Origin of the sequence: Colwellia sp. Bg11-28, assembly GCF_002836245.1 — a bacterium.
Classification (GTDB): Bacteria; Pseudomonadota; Gammaproteobacteria; order Enterobacterales; family Alteromonadaceae; genus Colwellia; species Colwellia psychrerythraea_A.
Map to the genome: position 1 here is coordinate 169,230 of NZ_PJBA01000018.1, position 13,980 is coordinate 183,209.

General features: G+C 42.3%; 10 protein-coding genes. 2 read left to right on the plus strand and 8 right to left on the minus strand.

From position 1 onward, the window contains the following. Window position 1: 1 nt before the first annotated feature. The 8 genes from etfB to CXF79_RS18135 all read right to left on the minus strand — a co-directional run bounded on the left by etfB (window position 2) and on the right by CXF79_RS18135 (window position 11,420). Window positions 2–793 carry an electron transfer flavoprotein subunit beta gene (etfB, locus tag CXF79_RS18100; protein WP_101157009.1) on the minus strand — a complete coding sequence of 264 codons (792 nt, stop codon included), beginning with the start codon at window positions 791–793 and terminating at the stop codon, window positions 2–4. Continuing rightward, window positions 786–2,042 carry an electron transfer flavoprotein subunit alpha gene (etfA, locus tag CXF79_RS18105; RefSeq protein WP_232769243.1) on the minus strand — a complete coding sequence of 419 codons (1,257 nt, stop codon included), beginning with the start codon at window positions 2,040–2,042 and terminating at the stop codon, window positions 786–788. The genes etfB and etfA overlap by 8 nt, the downstream gene beginning before the upstream one ends. Beyond that, entirely contained in the window at window positions 2,039–4,024 is a 1,986-nt protein-coding gene (locus CXF79_RS18110) for a (Fe-S)-binding protein (protein ID WP_101157011.1), read from the minus strand. Before CXF79_RS18110 ends, etfA begins: the two co-directional genes overlap by 4 nt. Before the next feature lie 119 nt (window positions 4,025–4,143). Continuing rightward, window positions 4,144–6,204, minus strand: a complete 2,061-nt coding sequence (gene dgcA / locus CXF79_RS18115) for a dimethylglycine demethylation protein DgcA (protein ID WP_011044761.1) — start codon at window positions 6,202–6,204, stop codon at window positions 4,144–4,146. Between the two features lie 313 nt (window positions 6,205–6,517). Further along, window positions 6,518–7,072 carry a 4-vinyl reductase gene (locus tag CXF79_RS18120; protein ID WP_101157013.1) on the minus strand — a complete coding sequence of 185 codons (555 nt, stop codon included), beginning with the start codon at window positions 7,070–7,072 and terminating at the stop codon, window positions 6,518–6,520. A gap of 3 nt (window positions 7,073–7,075) precedes the next feature. After that, on the minus strand, window positions 7,076–8,062 hold the full coding sequence (locus CXF79_RS18125; protein WP_011044763.1) for a dipeptidase: 987 nt from the start codon (window positions 8,060–8,062) through the stop codon (window positions 7,076–7,078). Window positions 8,063–8,290: 228 nt separating this feature from the next. After that, entirely contained in the window at window positions 8,291–10,183 is a 1,893-nt protein-coding gene (locus CXF79_RS18130) for a hypothetical protein (protein WP_101157015.1), read from the minus strand. A 169-nt stretch (window positions 10,184–10,352) separates the two neighbouring features. Continuing rightward, a complete protein-coding gene (locus CXF79_RS18135; RefSeq protein ID WP_101157017.1) occupies window positions 10,353–11,420 on the minus strand; it encodes a GlxA family transcriptional regulator in 1,068 nt (355 codons plus the stop codon). A 457-nt stretch (window positions 11,421–11,877) separates the two neighbouring features. Between CXF79_RS18135 and CXF79_RS18140 the strand changes: the two genes are divergently transcribed. Then, entirely contained in the window at window positions 11,878–12,369 is a 492-nt protein-coding gene (locus CXF79_RS18140) for a formate dehydrogenase subunit gamma (RefSeq protein ID WP_011044766.1), read from the plus strand. Next, a complete protein-coding gene (locus tag CXF79_RS18145) occupies window positions 12,366–13,979 on the plus strand; it encodes a formate dehydrogenase beta subunit (RefSeq protein ID WP_101157019.1) in 1,614 nt (537 codons plus the stop codon). The genes CXF79_RS18140 and CXF79_RS18145 overlap by 4 nt, the downstream gene beginning before the upstream one ends. Window position 13,980 lies beyond the last annotated feature (1 nt).

The window sequence follows — 13,980 nt, forward strand, 5'->3', positions numbered from 1 at the left end:
ATTACACCAAGCCTTCTTCGATCAGTAAATCTAAAATAGCTTGTGCCGACTCTTCCACGCCATGTACCACTTTACCACCGCCGCCAGATGCTTTGGCCGTAGCCGCTTTAAAGCGGTCTGCTGCGGTTTTCGCCTTGATTATTTTAAGACGTTTAGGACGTTTTTTGGCATCAGCTGTTTGCCATGTTGAAGATTCTTCATCCGTGAAATTAGCACCCAATGTTGCTTCAAATTGACCACGCATCGCAGGGCCAAAAGCACTCTGCCTTGGCAGTGCAGCTGCCATATCAACACTGGCGATAAAGGGTAAATCAACTTTGAGTTTACGGCGCTGGCCACGTGGTAAAGCTTGTAAGACTTCCGCTTGTTTATTGACTTCATCGATAGATAAAATCTCGGCAATCGAAGTAACCATTGCCATGCCAAGCTGCTCTGCCAATAAGTAAGGCAACATGCCCGATGATTCGCCACTTTCAGCGCAAACACCAGTCAATATAATATCTATTTTTTGCTGCTTCAAATACTCAGCAATCACCAGAACAGCGTCTGCATTTTCTGGCATTTCTAACAGATTGATCTCCGCAAGCCCCATGCCTAGATAACTTCGCAATGCCGTTTGTTGGCTAGCATCATCAGACAATTCGCCAGCGTGCAAGGTTTGTAAATTATCCCCTACAAGTTTAAGTCCTAACTCTATCGCTCTAGCATCTTGCTCAGCACGCCTTGGGCGACGTGACGTTGGATGTTCACCAATAGAAACTAACGATATCACCGACAAGTTATGGTTACTCATTGGTCATCCCCTCATTAATTGTTTGCTTGGCCAGCTTTCTTTGCTCAACGAGTTCAACCAATCGAGCTAATATGTCAGTACTGTCGCCAATGGCACTTATGTCGGCACGTTTAACCATGTCACAACCCTCATCAGTATTGATCGCTACCACTTTGTCACATTGACCAATACCCTGCATGTGCTGGATAGCGCCCGATATGCCGACTGCAATATACACTTGCGCCGTTACCCAAGTACCAGTGGCTCCTACCTGTCGCTCACGTGGCATATTGCCATCATCAACAGCAACACGACTAGCACCTTCAGTAGCACCCAACACAGTTGCCGTATGATGAAATTGTTCCCAGTCGTTAATACCATTACCACCGGAGAGAATAAAACCAGCCTCTGCCAGAGGTATTGCATTGGGATCAACACTAATATTGCCTTGATCAAGCAGTTTTCCGTTAGCTAATGGGCTTGGCAGTTGCGACATTAGTAAATTCTCGTGTCGCGTTTCACTAATGGGTTCGCTACATTCTTCCATGACCAACAATAACTTGCTTAAAGGTCGGGTAATATCTCTCTTACCTGCACTACCACGACAAACAACGGTGTCATCATTTAGTTTCCATACGCCACACGCAGGTCGCTGTTGTAATGCAGCCGCCAAGCGACGACCTAAATCGCCACCACCATTAATGCTATCGGGTAACAAGATGTGTTGTGGATCTAACTCAGCAATAATGCCTTGAAGGTCATTACATCGTTGCTCAGGATTATATTGGTCATATTGCTCATCGTTAATGTGGATTAAACGATCAACACCCGCCTTATTTAACGAGTCATCTTTTAGCTCACCAAAGGCAATAGCGACTACTGCGCCACCACCATTATCATTACCACAGTTGCGATTGGCCAATTGCTGCGCCAGACCTAGTGTATCTTTGTCATGGCCATTCAAACGCCCTGATACCAAGTCCAGTACTACCACAATATAAAATGCGGGTTCTACCACTTGATGTAATGGCAATATCACTTCACTTGCAGTAGCTGAGCGACGTGAGCCTTGCTCACTATCGTTAGATGCCCCTGAGCGATCGATCCGTTTCAGACCATTAGGACCAATAAAACCTATGATATGCAGGTTTTTACGCAGTAATCCTGAGGGTCCAAATACAGGTCCAATAACTAATGCTTGATGCATTGGATGTAGACGATTACGGGCTATCCATTGTGCTCTTGGGTCTCGGCGGAATAATTCACTCATACTGCACCTCCGACCATGTCTTCGACCACAACTTCGGCCGTATTTTCAACTACACCTTCGCTAGTCTCTTCAATGAGCGCATCTAACATTAATTCAGCAATGTCTTTCACTTCAGGTCTTGGTTCAACTACACCTTCAAGCATTGCACTACACCCTGGACAGGCCACTGCAACAATTTCAGCCTTAGTCTCAATAACATCCGCCATTCGCATGTCAGGAATACGCTGCTTACCCGGTATATCGGTAACCGGAGCGCCACCACCACCGCCACAACAACGGGCGGTTGATTTGCTGCGATCCATTTCTTTTATTTTGACTCCCATACTTTCTAACAAGAATCGAGGAGCATCATACTCACCGTTATAACGACCTAAATAACAAGGATCGTGATAGGTCAGTGCCAGTTCTTTACTGCTATCTAACTTAATTTTCTGTTGACTCACTAACTCAGCAAAGAATCCGGTATGGTGCATAACGTTATAGTTACCACCAAATTCACCATATTCATTCTTAATACAATGAAAGGCATGCGGGTCAGCGGTAACAATGGTATTAAACTTGTATTTATTCATGGTGCTAATATTACTATTGGCTAAGCGCTGAAAAGTCGCTTCATCGCCCAAACGTCTAGCCAAGTCACCACTGTCACATTCCGCATCTCCTAAGACAGCAAAATTAACCTTAGCAGCGCGTAATAATTTAATCATTGCTCGCAGTGTGCGTTGATTACGCATATCAAAAGCCGCGTCACCAACCCATAAAAGTACATCGGCTTGAGTGACTTCCTGCTTTTTCTCATTATGACCAAACACCGTAAGATTTTGATCCGCCGCCCAGTTCATACGAGAGCTCGGAGCAAAACCGTTCGGGTTATCTGTTGCGCTCAGGTTCTCTAAAATCTCACTGCCCTTGCCTGGAGTTTGTCCTTTTTCCATGGTTTCAAAACGTCTCATATCAACTATTGCATCAACATGTTCAATCATCATAGGACAAGCATCAACGCAGGCACGACAAGTAGTACATGACCACAAGGTATCGCTTTCAACCAATACGTTAACAATAGGAATGATCGCACCACCTTTATGGGTGCCCACTTTAATGCCTGGATAAGGACTGCCTGCAAATTTTGCGTCATCGCCCCCAGCCATGCCAATGACCATATCTTGGATCAGCTTTTTCGGATTTAGCGGTTGCCCTGCAGCAAATGCAGGACAGTTATTTTCACAACGTCCACATTCAACACAAGCATCAAAGCTTAATAGTTGAGTCCACTTAAAGTCGATTGGCTTTTCTACGCCAAGTTTCTTAGCGTTTAAATCTATGGCTTTTAACCCCGTCGACTGACCGCCACCAAAACGATCTTGGCGTCGATGTAAGCCCAAATGCAAAGCACCCGCAAAAGCGTGCTTCATTGGCCCGCCCCAGGTCATGCCGCAGAACATTTCGCCAATGCCCCAAATAATGCCTGCAACTAACAACAGTGCGAGTAACCAACCGCCAGTATCACTCGGTAATATTCCCGTTGCGGGTAAGGTGAGGATAAAAAAACTCAATGAAAAAATCATCAAGCTCTTTGGTAATCGCTGCCATTTCCCTAACGATAAATTAGGCGGAGGATTACGACGTCTGATCATCACAAAGATACTGCCCACAAACATTAATAACGAAGAGCCAAGTAATGACCAGGTCAATATCTGCAGTTTTAGCTGAAAGACATAAAGCAATATGATTAATATCGAAGACAAAACAAAACCACCCGCCGTAGCAACGTGGGTATTGGACATATATTTATCACGGGCAACGACATGATGTAAGTCAACTAAGTAGCGACGAGGGATCTGTAATAACCCAAGCCAATGTATCGTTGATGATTGTCCCTGTGACCACAGCAACATACGTTTAACTGCACCGACTAACGTTAGCAATAAGGCAAACGAAATGAGGGTAAACAGAAAATGGGAAAGAAATTCGGATGATGACATAACAAGACCTATTAATTATCCTAGGTGTATACCCAAGCTACTTGATGATGTGTTTTCATGTAACTTGAGTTGCATACCACCGCACAGAACGATGGTATGCATTCTAAAAGCAACTTAAGCTAGAAATCCTTACATAAACGCAATGCGTCATATATTGCCGCATGAGTATTACGCTGCGATACACAATCACCAATGCGATAGAGTAAGTAGCCTTCGCCTTCTTCTGACAACATTGGCTGAGGTAAAGCCGCATAAAGTGCTTCAATATCAATTTGCCCTTTGTTGCGAGAATCGCTTTTCAATTGCAGATAAATTTCTTCATCAGGACGCACGCCATTTTCAATCACAACCTGATCAACAACACGCTCTTCTTGCTGTCCGGTATATTCATTCTCTAGCACTGCCACCAATTTATCGCCTTCACGATAGACTTTTTCTAGTATTAAATCCGAGGACATGATCACCTCTTTTTCATACAAGTTACGGTAATAGGTAGGGAACGTTGTTCCACCCACTGCAGCACCTGGTTTAATATCATCAGTTACCATCTCAACCAATGAACCGTTTTGTGCTAAAAAGTCTGCGGCTGACAAGCCACTAAATTCACAAATGGTGTCATACACTAAAACATTTTTACCTGGCGCAACCTTGCCACTTAAAATATCCCAAGTGCTTACTGATAAACCTTCTTCAACACCCCAATGCGGGTTTTGTGCTAAGAAAGGTTGGCCACCAACTGCTAAAATAACCACATCGGCATTTAGGCTGCGGATCATTGCTTCATCAGCAGCGGTATCAAGACGTAGATCAATTCCTAAGCGGTCTAGCTCTAAAGCAAACCAACGGGTTATACCGGCAATTTGGTCGCGCTGTGGTGCTTTTGAGGCAATAGTGATTTGCCCGCCAAGTTCTGGATTTTTTTCAATTAAGGTAACGTCATGACCACGCTCGGCACAAACGCGTGCTGCTTCCATACCAGCTGGACCACCACCAATAACGACAACTTTACGTACTTTTCCTTCGGTTTTAGCGATGATGTGTGGCATCGTCGATTCACGTGATGTAGCGGCATTTTGAATACACAATACATCTAAACCTTGGTACTGACGATCGATACAATAGTTAGCACCCACACATTGTTTTATTTGGTCAACTTGGCCAAGTTTGATCTTAGCGATCAAATGCGGATCAGCAATATGTGCACGGGTCATACCAACAAAATCAACATAACCAGCTTCGAGAATACGCTGTGCCTGATTAGGATCTTTAATGTTTTGTGCATGCATTACCGGCACATTAACCACTTCTTTAATGCCTGCGGCTAAATGTAAAAATGGTTCAGGTGGATAACTCATATTCGGAATAACATTGGCCAAGGTATTATGAGTATCACAACCAGAGCCGATTACGCTGAAGAAATCGAGTAAACCAGTGGCATCATAATAAGCAGCAACCTGTTTCATGTCCTCATGGTTTAGTCCATCTGGATGAAATTCATCACCACAAATGCGCAAGCCCACAGCAAAGTCACGACCCACTTCTTCACGAATAGCATGTAGTACTTCCATACCAAAACGCATTCTATTTTCGAAACTTCCGCCATATTCATCGTCACGCTGGTTAACCCGAGGGCTCCAGAATTGATCGATTAAATGCTGATGAACTGCTGACAGTTCAATACCATCTAAACCACCCGCTTTTGCACGCCCCGCCGCCTTGGCATAATCACCAACAATGCGTTGCATTTCTTCAATTTCAATAGTTTTACACGTGGCGCGATGCACAGGCTCACGAATACCACTTGGACTAACTAACGTTGACCAATTACCACCATCCCAACGAGAACGACGTCCCATATGGGTAATTTGAATCATGATTTTACCGCCGTGCTTGTGTACAGCATCGGCTAAGTTTTGAAAATGAGGGATGATTCTGTCAGTAGATAAGTTAACTGACTTCCACCAGTCTTGTGGACTGTCAATCGATACTACGCTAGAGCCGCCACAAATTGACAGACCAACCCCACCTTTGGCTTTTTCTTCGTAATACTTAACATATCGTTCGGTCGTCATGCCACCTTCGGTAGCATATACTTCGGCGTGTGCCGTACTCACCACACGATTTCGTATGGTAAGTTGATTAATTTTTAATGGCTGAAATAGTGCATCGAACTGCGCCATGATGAGCTCCTGATATTAGTTCTTTAAAAAGCTGTTTATACCCATGATACTTCAAGATGCACGTCTCAGGATGCCTGTGCGATTCATGATCGAGGCGCATTTTTTTATTAAGGGTTATTCCCTTAAAAAGAAATGCTACGAAGAGCATGATTTGCTCAGGTATCCCCGTAGGGCTGCTCCAGAAACGCTTTAAGCTACGTTATTGATTTCGACAATAGAATAACTATTCTCTTCAATCAATGCCTTGCCTAAAGGCATTTCTAATTCCAGCTGAATCCTGCATCTTGAGGTAACATGGGTATATAATAAAAAGTTAGCGTGGTGTTACTTCAAAGTAACCAACATCGCAACCCTCTTCAGCGGCACATTGTGTTTGTTTTGCAACGGTTTTCACTGGGTAACCTAAGGTTTCAGAAATTTGATCCATCGCACCAGCAAACCAACCAGTAAACATATAATCGACTTTGCGATTAACCTTGCCGTATTGATAAACAAAAGCAGAATTTTCTAATCGAACTTTTGCTGTACCATTTTCAAGATCGAGTTCTTCAGTTATGAAAAAGCCCCAACCACGTTGTGATAAACGTTTCATGTAATGCTCAAACAATTCTTCACCACGAATACCGTGCTCTTCGCCTTCTTTTTCACACCAGTAAAAAGCAGATTTATAACCAGCTTTATATAAAACATCGGCGTATTTTTCGGCGCCAAGTTCTTCTTCGATGCCCATATGGTTGTTAACAAAAAAGTGACGCGGTACATACAACATAGGTAAAGCATCGGTGGTCCAAACGCCAGTCTCATTGTCGACTAAAATCGGCATATCAGGACTGTGGCTCGCGGTATTCAGGTTATTTACATTACTCATTGTCTATTCTCCCCAGACGTCTTTAAGAACGCGAACCCAGTTCTCGCCCATGATTTTTTTAATTTTAGATTCTGACCAGCCGTGTTTTAACATCGTAGCGGTCAAGTTAGGAAATTCACCTAAGGTACGAATGCCCTCAGGGTTAATAATGGTGCCAAAGTTAGTTAAATTACGGGCATAACCTTTGTCGTGAGTTAACATATCGAAGAATGCTTGATCATGGCCTTGCGTAAAATCAGTGCCTATACCAACACAGTCTTCACCAGCTATATTGACTACATAATCTATCGCTTCAACGTAGTCATCAACCGTAGAATCAATGCCATTTTTTAAGAAGGGAGCAAACATGGTTACGCCAATAAAACCGCCGTGTTCGGCGATAAAGCGTAATTCTTCATCCTTTTTATTACGCGGATGTTCTTTTAGTCCGAAAGGTAAACAATGTGAATAACACACTGGCTTAGTGGACGCTAAAATAACTTCTTCTGACGTTTTTGGTCCCACATGAGATAAATCACACATGATGCCAACTCGATTCATTTCAGCAACGATTTCAAGACCAAAGCCAGATAATCCACCGTCACGCTCATAACAACCCGTGCCTACCAGGTTTTGCGTGTTGTAAGCCATTTGTACAATGCCAACACCCAATTTTTTAAATATTTCGACATAACCAATTTTATCTTCAAAAGCATTAGCATTTTGAAAGCCTAAAATGATGCCAGTTTTGCCCTGCTCTTTCGCTTTAGCAATATCAGCAGTCGTATGTACAGGCATAATTAAATCACTGTTATCACAGAAAAATTGATTAAATTCGGTGATGTTGTCAATGGTATCTTTAAAACCTTCCCACACTGATACGGTACAGTTGGCAGCGGTTAAGCCACCTTTAGCCATGTCTTCAAATAAATCTCGGTTCCATTTTGCGATGACTAAACCATCGAAAATTATTGAGCTTTCATGTAACGCTAAAGCTTGATCTGTATTCATTAAATTAACCTCATCTATGCTGTGAGATTTCTACTGATCAATCACAGGCAAATTTAAACTAAAGTCAGTCTAACAAAGGCAAATAGCGTGGTTTGGGAGAATGCGACACCTACCTTACTAAAAACGGCGTAGGTGTCGTTAATTGGATAGCTGACCAGAGATGGGGGTAATCAGCATTTGCTCATGACGCTAACTCATGGCGCTAATATAAGATCAGTTAAGTCAGGGTTATATATGTTGTCGATACAAAGTTAACGTTTTACGCCAAGCAAACTTAACTTCGGGGATCATCAATGGCGAGCGAGGCTCAAAAACATTGCTCGATTGTTCGCCTTGTTCATTTTCGAGATAATAGGCAATAACATGTTCTTTATTCATGCCATAGGTTTGGTGCATAAAGTCGAGTTCTTTGTCCCCTAAGCAAATACCGTAGTACCTATGTATCGCCTGTGCTATCTGCTCAGATGCTTTAACCATGTCTTTTTTGACTTCTTTGGCTACCGACTCGCCCCAGCCAACTTTGGTGGTGGTACTCAAACCAGGTTCGAAGCTACCTAAATCGACAGCATTAGAGGAATATATAGCGCCCTGAACTTCAGGTAAACTAATAAAAACACAGGGATTTAGGGCTAATGCCAAATCTATTGCCAGCTGTTTTGCGGCCCGCACATGCTGATTACTGACTTGCCAATTACTTTGTTGCGTACGGTTTCTTAAACCCTTTGACAATATGCTTTGACTATCAAAATGATGGGCTATTTTTTTAACAACGGTAATTTTATCCGCATCCGTTAACTGTATTTGCCGCTCGATAATGTGTAAGCCCTGCTTACCGGTGACCGATACCTTAGTGTTAGCATCGGCATACTTTAGATTAATTCGCTGCCAGCTATTAATATCTTTTAAGAAATCAGCATGTTCATTGATCACCATAGCACTACTTCGATAGGCTTGTTGATATAACTCCAGCGCCTTAATCAACACGCTACGATTGAGCTTTAACGCACGCATATCGACGTTTTCACGCTTTTGTACGCACTCGATATCGTCGCAAATATTTTGACAAAGCCGATCTATAGTTTCGAGACAAATTTGCAATAAGTCACTACTTGGCAGACGCTCAGCCACGGTGGAGTAATCGAGTAAATTACTGTCACTTAAAAAGTTAGCCAACGCCAATAACTGGCTGTAACCACGTGCTCTAGCGATGCGATATTTGGAGCGCTCTTTTTCTAATTTTTTGGTCGCTATGGTCAATTGCGATGAGCCAACACAATTAACTACTAGCATTGGAATACGTCGCCCAGACAAAAGCTCAAAGGCCAAGGTTAAGACTTCTTCAACATCGCTTAAGCCCATGATGTCTTCGTTATCTTCTTCAATCGCTGAAAATATACGCTCAATAAAAAAGGGCTCTCGTTCTACACCGCTACGCAAAGTATTTTTTTTACCTTGGAGGCGTTGTTCTAACAGCCGGGCCAATCGCGGACGATCTGGTTCTAAGCTTGCTAAGGCAGCAGAGATTTCCGTTGAAAGTTCCTGGTTAATATCGTGGATACGACTATACATACCCGCGCGCCAATAAATTTCAATATTCGCCACGGCCTGAGCAATCACTGGTGAATCAATAATGCTATTTACCGCAAGCGTTAACCATTGCGGACCAAGATCCGATTTTTGCAACAGTATACGTGCCGATTCATAACGCCTCGACTCAGGTTCCATACGACTTAGGGTGAGATCTCTGACCGACAGAATGAAATCAGGCAAGCTGCCAATAACCAATAACAACTGCTCTTTGGCATCATCAAGTTCTTGCCCTTTTGTCGCTTTGTAGATGAACTTTACCAAGACGGCAATCAGTCCCATTAATACGGTGTAACCGACAAAAAATATCAAATTCTCATTGGGCAACCAAGTCCCAAATCCTAGATAATATCCGCCTTGGGCCGCTAAGAAAGTTACCGGACCTGCAGTCCAACCAACTTCAGCGAGACTCCATAATGAAGATTTTCCGACGCCAGATTGCGCCATGCGATCAATACGGCGTTGGCCACTCTGTTGAATTTGAAGATGATTTTTTTCTGAGTTTTCGGAATTTAACAAGGAGGATAATTTCATATCGTTAAGTATTCATAAAGTAAGTTGTATTACCAAACGACTTCAAAAGTGCAGGATTCAGCGGGAATTAGAAACGTCTTAGACATGCTCAATCATCCTGAAATAGCCTATTGAAGTATAGATACCGTTTAACCTCAAGAGTAAACGGTATCTTGCTGTGTTTTGTTAGTTAGTGATGTTGCTGATGTTGATGTTGATGTTGAACCTTAACCGATCCCAAGCTGGATTCTTTACTGGAAGCAAATTGCTTATTTTTAGCTAAAACGTTACGCTCATCTCGGGGCGGAATGCTAAAAGAATTACGATAACACTTACTAAAATGCGGCGTAGAGACAAAACCACAGGCTATAGCAATTTCAATAATAGACATATTGGTTTGCTTTAATAACTGACGTGCTTTTCCTAATCGTAACTGTAAATAATAACGATGCGGCGAACAGTTGAGATATTTTTGAAACAATCGCTCTAACTGACGTCGAGATAAATCAACAAAACTAGCTAATTCATCTAGGCATAATATTTCTTCAATATTTGCTTCCATTAACGCGACTACATCTTGCAATTTTGACTGAGTAGCACCAACAATATGCTGTAATGGTATGCGTTGCTGGTCGTTTTCATCACGAATATGTTCATGAGAAAACATGTCTGAAATAGCCGTTGTTAAAGCTTTACCGTACTCTTTAGAAATCACCTGCAACATCATATCAATAGGTGCTGTACCGCCTGAACAAGTCATGCGATTACGGTCAAGTATAAACAATTGATTGGAGCTTTTTATTAAAGGGAACTCTTCCTGACAACTCGCCAACAATTCCCAATGAATGGTGCTTTGATAGCCGTTTAATAAACCCGCTTTAGCCAATAAATAACTGCCTGTGCAAATGCCGCCTAGCACGATATTACAGCGAGATAAATGGGTTAACCAGCTAAGCACTTTTCGCGTCACTGTGCCTTTTATATCTACACCGCCACAAACCAACACAGTATCAAACTCAACATAATTATTGATGCAAGAATCAACCTCGATCTTCAGTCCATCACTGGCAGTAACAACGCCGCCATCTTCACTGAGAATAGTCCAACGATATAGTTGTTCTCCAGACAATTGATTGGCCATTCGCAATGGCGCAATTGCCGAGGACAACGCTAACATGGTAAAATTGGGTTGTAATAAAAAACCAATATGTTTACATTTTATCTGTGCCTGACTGCTAGTTGATGGTACTAATGGCATGTGATTTATTCCTATTCTGAAGATTGCAGTTCTTATTATTATTATTGCAGTTTTTTTTAAAACAGCATGTAGATTTCCCTAATAACTTAATTATTCACTCGTTTAAATCTAGTTAGTCAAAATTTATCACCCAGGGATTGATTTAGATCAAAAAGCCAGGTTTTAATTAATAACAACGCATGATTTGAATCAATAAAAGCGTTAAGTTCAAAGTTGAAATCTACGCATACAATAGATTTACAGTACTTTAAAATCATCCCAATTACGACGTTATTCATACCAATTAGCGACATTCAAAGATAAGCATTTGATTTATTGTTGATTAATTAACCAGCTCTTCAAAGGCATTGGCAAGGGACAAATGTCTCTATTAGCTATGAAGATGTCTTAATCGGCTATATTTATTATAATCACTTATTTGATAATGGTATTAATGTAAAATGCCCAGAGGATTATTATGACTGCTACCAACGACAAAGGCCTGCAACAGATTGCGACTATTATCGAGCAACACCAAACATTGCCCGGAGCGATGTTACCAATATTACATGCCATTCAGAATGACTTGTCTTTTATTCCGTCCAATGCACTACCTTTAATCGCCAAGGCTTTAAACGTATCTAAAGCTGAAGTTCACGGGGTGATTAGCTTTTACCATCATTTTCGCACTGAAGAACCCGGTGCTCATGTGATTGAAATCTGCCGAGGCGAATCATGCCAAGCCATGGGGTCACGCGCGTTAGAAGAAAATATCAAACAAAATTTGTCAATTGATTATCATCAAACCAGCAAAGATAGACAATATACTTTAGAACCGGTTTATTGTTTGGGTAATTGTGCGTGCTCACCTGCAATGCGTATTGGTGATGACATTCATGGTGAATTAGATCTACAAAAATTTGAACAAATTATTGCATCGTTAAATACTTATTCGTTGGAGTTAAAATGAATCACTCACCTTCCGATGACAGCTCAATGCCAGTAGCGTCACGAAAAATTTTCGTTTCTTTAGATACTACTGCCCGCTCCCGCGGTAGTGATAAGGTAGCAACGCAGGTTGAAAGTGTACTTAACGCACAACCAGAACTAGCAGCAACATTAGTAAGAAATGGCTCTCGCGGCATGTTTTGGTTAGAGCCTTTATTAGAAATTAATACCCCCAAAGGTCGAGTCGCTTATGGTCCGGTAAAAGCGGAAGATGTAAACGACATCATTAACCTGCAATGTTTTGATGATGCTACTGAACACCCATTATGCCTTGGTTTAACCGAAGAATTACCCTGGTTTAAATCTCAACAACGGTTAACGTTTGCCCGAGTGGGCATTATCGATCCTATCGATGTTGATGATTACATTAGCCATGGTGGATTTGTCGGTTTAACTAATGCTTTCGCAAAAACTGCACAACAGTTAGTCGATGAAGTAAAAGAGTCTGGTCTCAGAGGTCGTGGCGGTGCTGCATTTCCTACAGGTATAAAGTGGCAAACCGTTTTGAATGAACCAAAGCAGCAGAAATATATTGTCTGTAACGCCGATGAAGGTGATTCAGGTACTTTTGCCGATCGTATGTTAATGGAAGGCGATCCGTTAGTACTAGTTGAAGGCATGATCATCGCAGGCCTTAGCGTAGGAGCAGACCAAGGTTATATCTATTTACGCAGTGAGTATCCTCAGGCCCATGACCTATTAAATAAAGCCATTAGCAATGCAAAAGCAGCTGGTTATCTAGGTGATAATATTTGTGGCACTGAGCACAACTTTCATTTAGAAGTGCGTTTAGGCGCTGGTGCTTATATTTGTGGCGAGGAAACATCCTTATTAGAAAGCCTTGAAGGCAAACGTGGCTTAGTTCGCGCTAAACCACCACTACCCGCTATTGAAGGTTTATTTGGTCAACCAACCGTGGTAAATAACGTCATATCACTCGCTTCTGTACCTTATATTTTAAGCCATGGCGGTGATAGTTATCGTGATTTCGGCATGGGCCGATCTCGTGGCACCTTACCCATTCAATTAGCGGGTAACATTGCTCAAGGGGGGTTAGTTGAATTAGCTTTCGGTATATCCCTTAATGAATTACTGCAGCAATATGGCAATGGCTGTAAAAGCAAACGTGCTATGCGCAGTGTACAAGTAGGCGGACCGTTAGGTGCTTATTTGCCCGCAGAGCAATGGGATACCGCGCTTGATTATGAAGAATTTGCCAGTATTGGTGCCGTATTAGGCCACGGTGGAATTGTTGTTTTTGACGACACTGTCGATATGGCTGCACAGGCTCGTTTTGCCATGGAATTTTGTGAAGTAGAATCTTGTGGTAAATGTACCCCATGTCGAATTGGCGCCGTACGTGGCGTTGAAGTCATTGATAAAATTATCGATGGCAACAATGACGAACAACAACGACAAGACAGCGTAGACTTATTACATGACCTATGTGACACCATGGAATTCGGTTCTTTATGTGCTATGGGCGGCATGACCCCATTCCCGGTGCGCAGCGCACTAAAATATTTCCCTGATGATTTTTCGCCACAACCGTCAACACAAAAGGCTCAATAAA

What these genes read in the sequence shown, in the direction of transcription:
- CXF79_RS18120 (WP_101157013.1), bottom strand. Translation starts at nt 7,072, where the DNA reads ATGAGTAATGTAAATAACCTGAATACCGCGAGCCACAGTCCTGATATG.
- CXF79_RS18125 (WP_011044763.1), bottom strand. Translation starts at nt 8,062, where the DNA reads ATGAATACAGATCAAGCTTTAGCGTTACATGAAAGCTCAATAATTTTC.
- CXF79_RS18140 (WP_011044766.1), top strand. Translation starts at nt 11,878, where the DNA reads ATGACTGCTACCAACGACAAAGGCCTGCAACAGATTGCGACTATTATC.
- dgcA (WP_011044761.1), bottom strand. Translation starts at nt 6,204, where the DNA reads ATGGCGCAGTTCGATGCACTATTTCAGCCATTAAAAATTAATCAACTT.
- etfA (WP_232769243.1), bottom strand. Translation starts at nt 2,042, where the DNA reads ATGAGTGAATTATTCCGCCGAGACCCAAGAGCACAATGGATAGCCCGT.
- CXF79_RS18145 (WP_101157019.1), top strand. Translation starts at nt 12,366, where the DNA reads ATGAATCACTCACCTTCCGATGACAGCTCAATGCCAGTAGCGTCACGA.
- CXF79_RS18135 (WP_101157017.1), bottom strand. Translation starts at nt 11,420, where the DNA reads ATGCCATTAGTACCATCAACTAGCAGTCAGGCACAGATAAAATGTAAA.
- CXF79_RS18130 (WP_101157015.1), bottom strand. Translation starts at nt 10,183, where the DNA reads ATGAAATTATCCTCCTTGTTAAATTCCGAAAACTCAGAAAAAAATCAT.
- CXF79_RS18110 (WP_101157011.1), bottom strand. Translation starts at nt 4,024, where the DNA reads ATGTCATCATCCGAATTTCTTTCCCATTTTCTGTTTACCCTCATTTCG.
- etfB (WP_101157009.1), bottom strand. Translation starts at nt 793, where the DNA reads ATGAGTAACCATAACTTGTCGGTGATATCGTTAGTTTCTATTGGTGAA.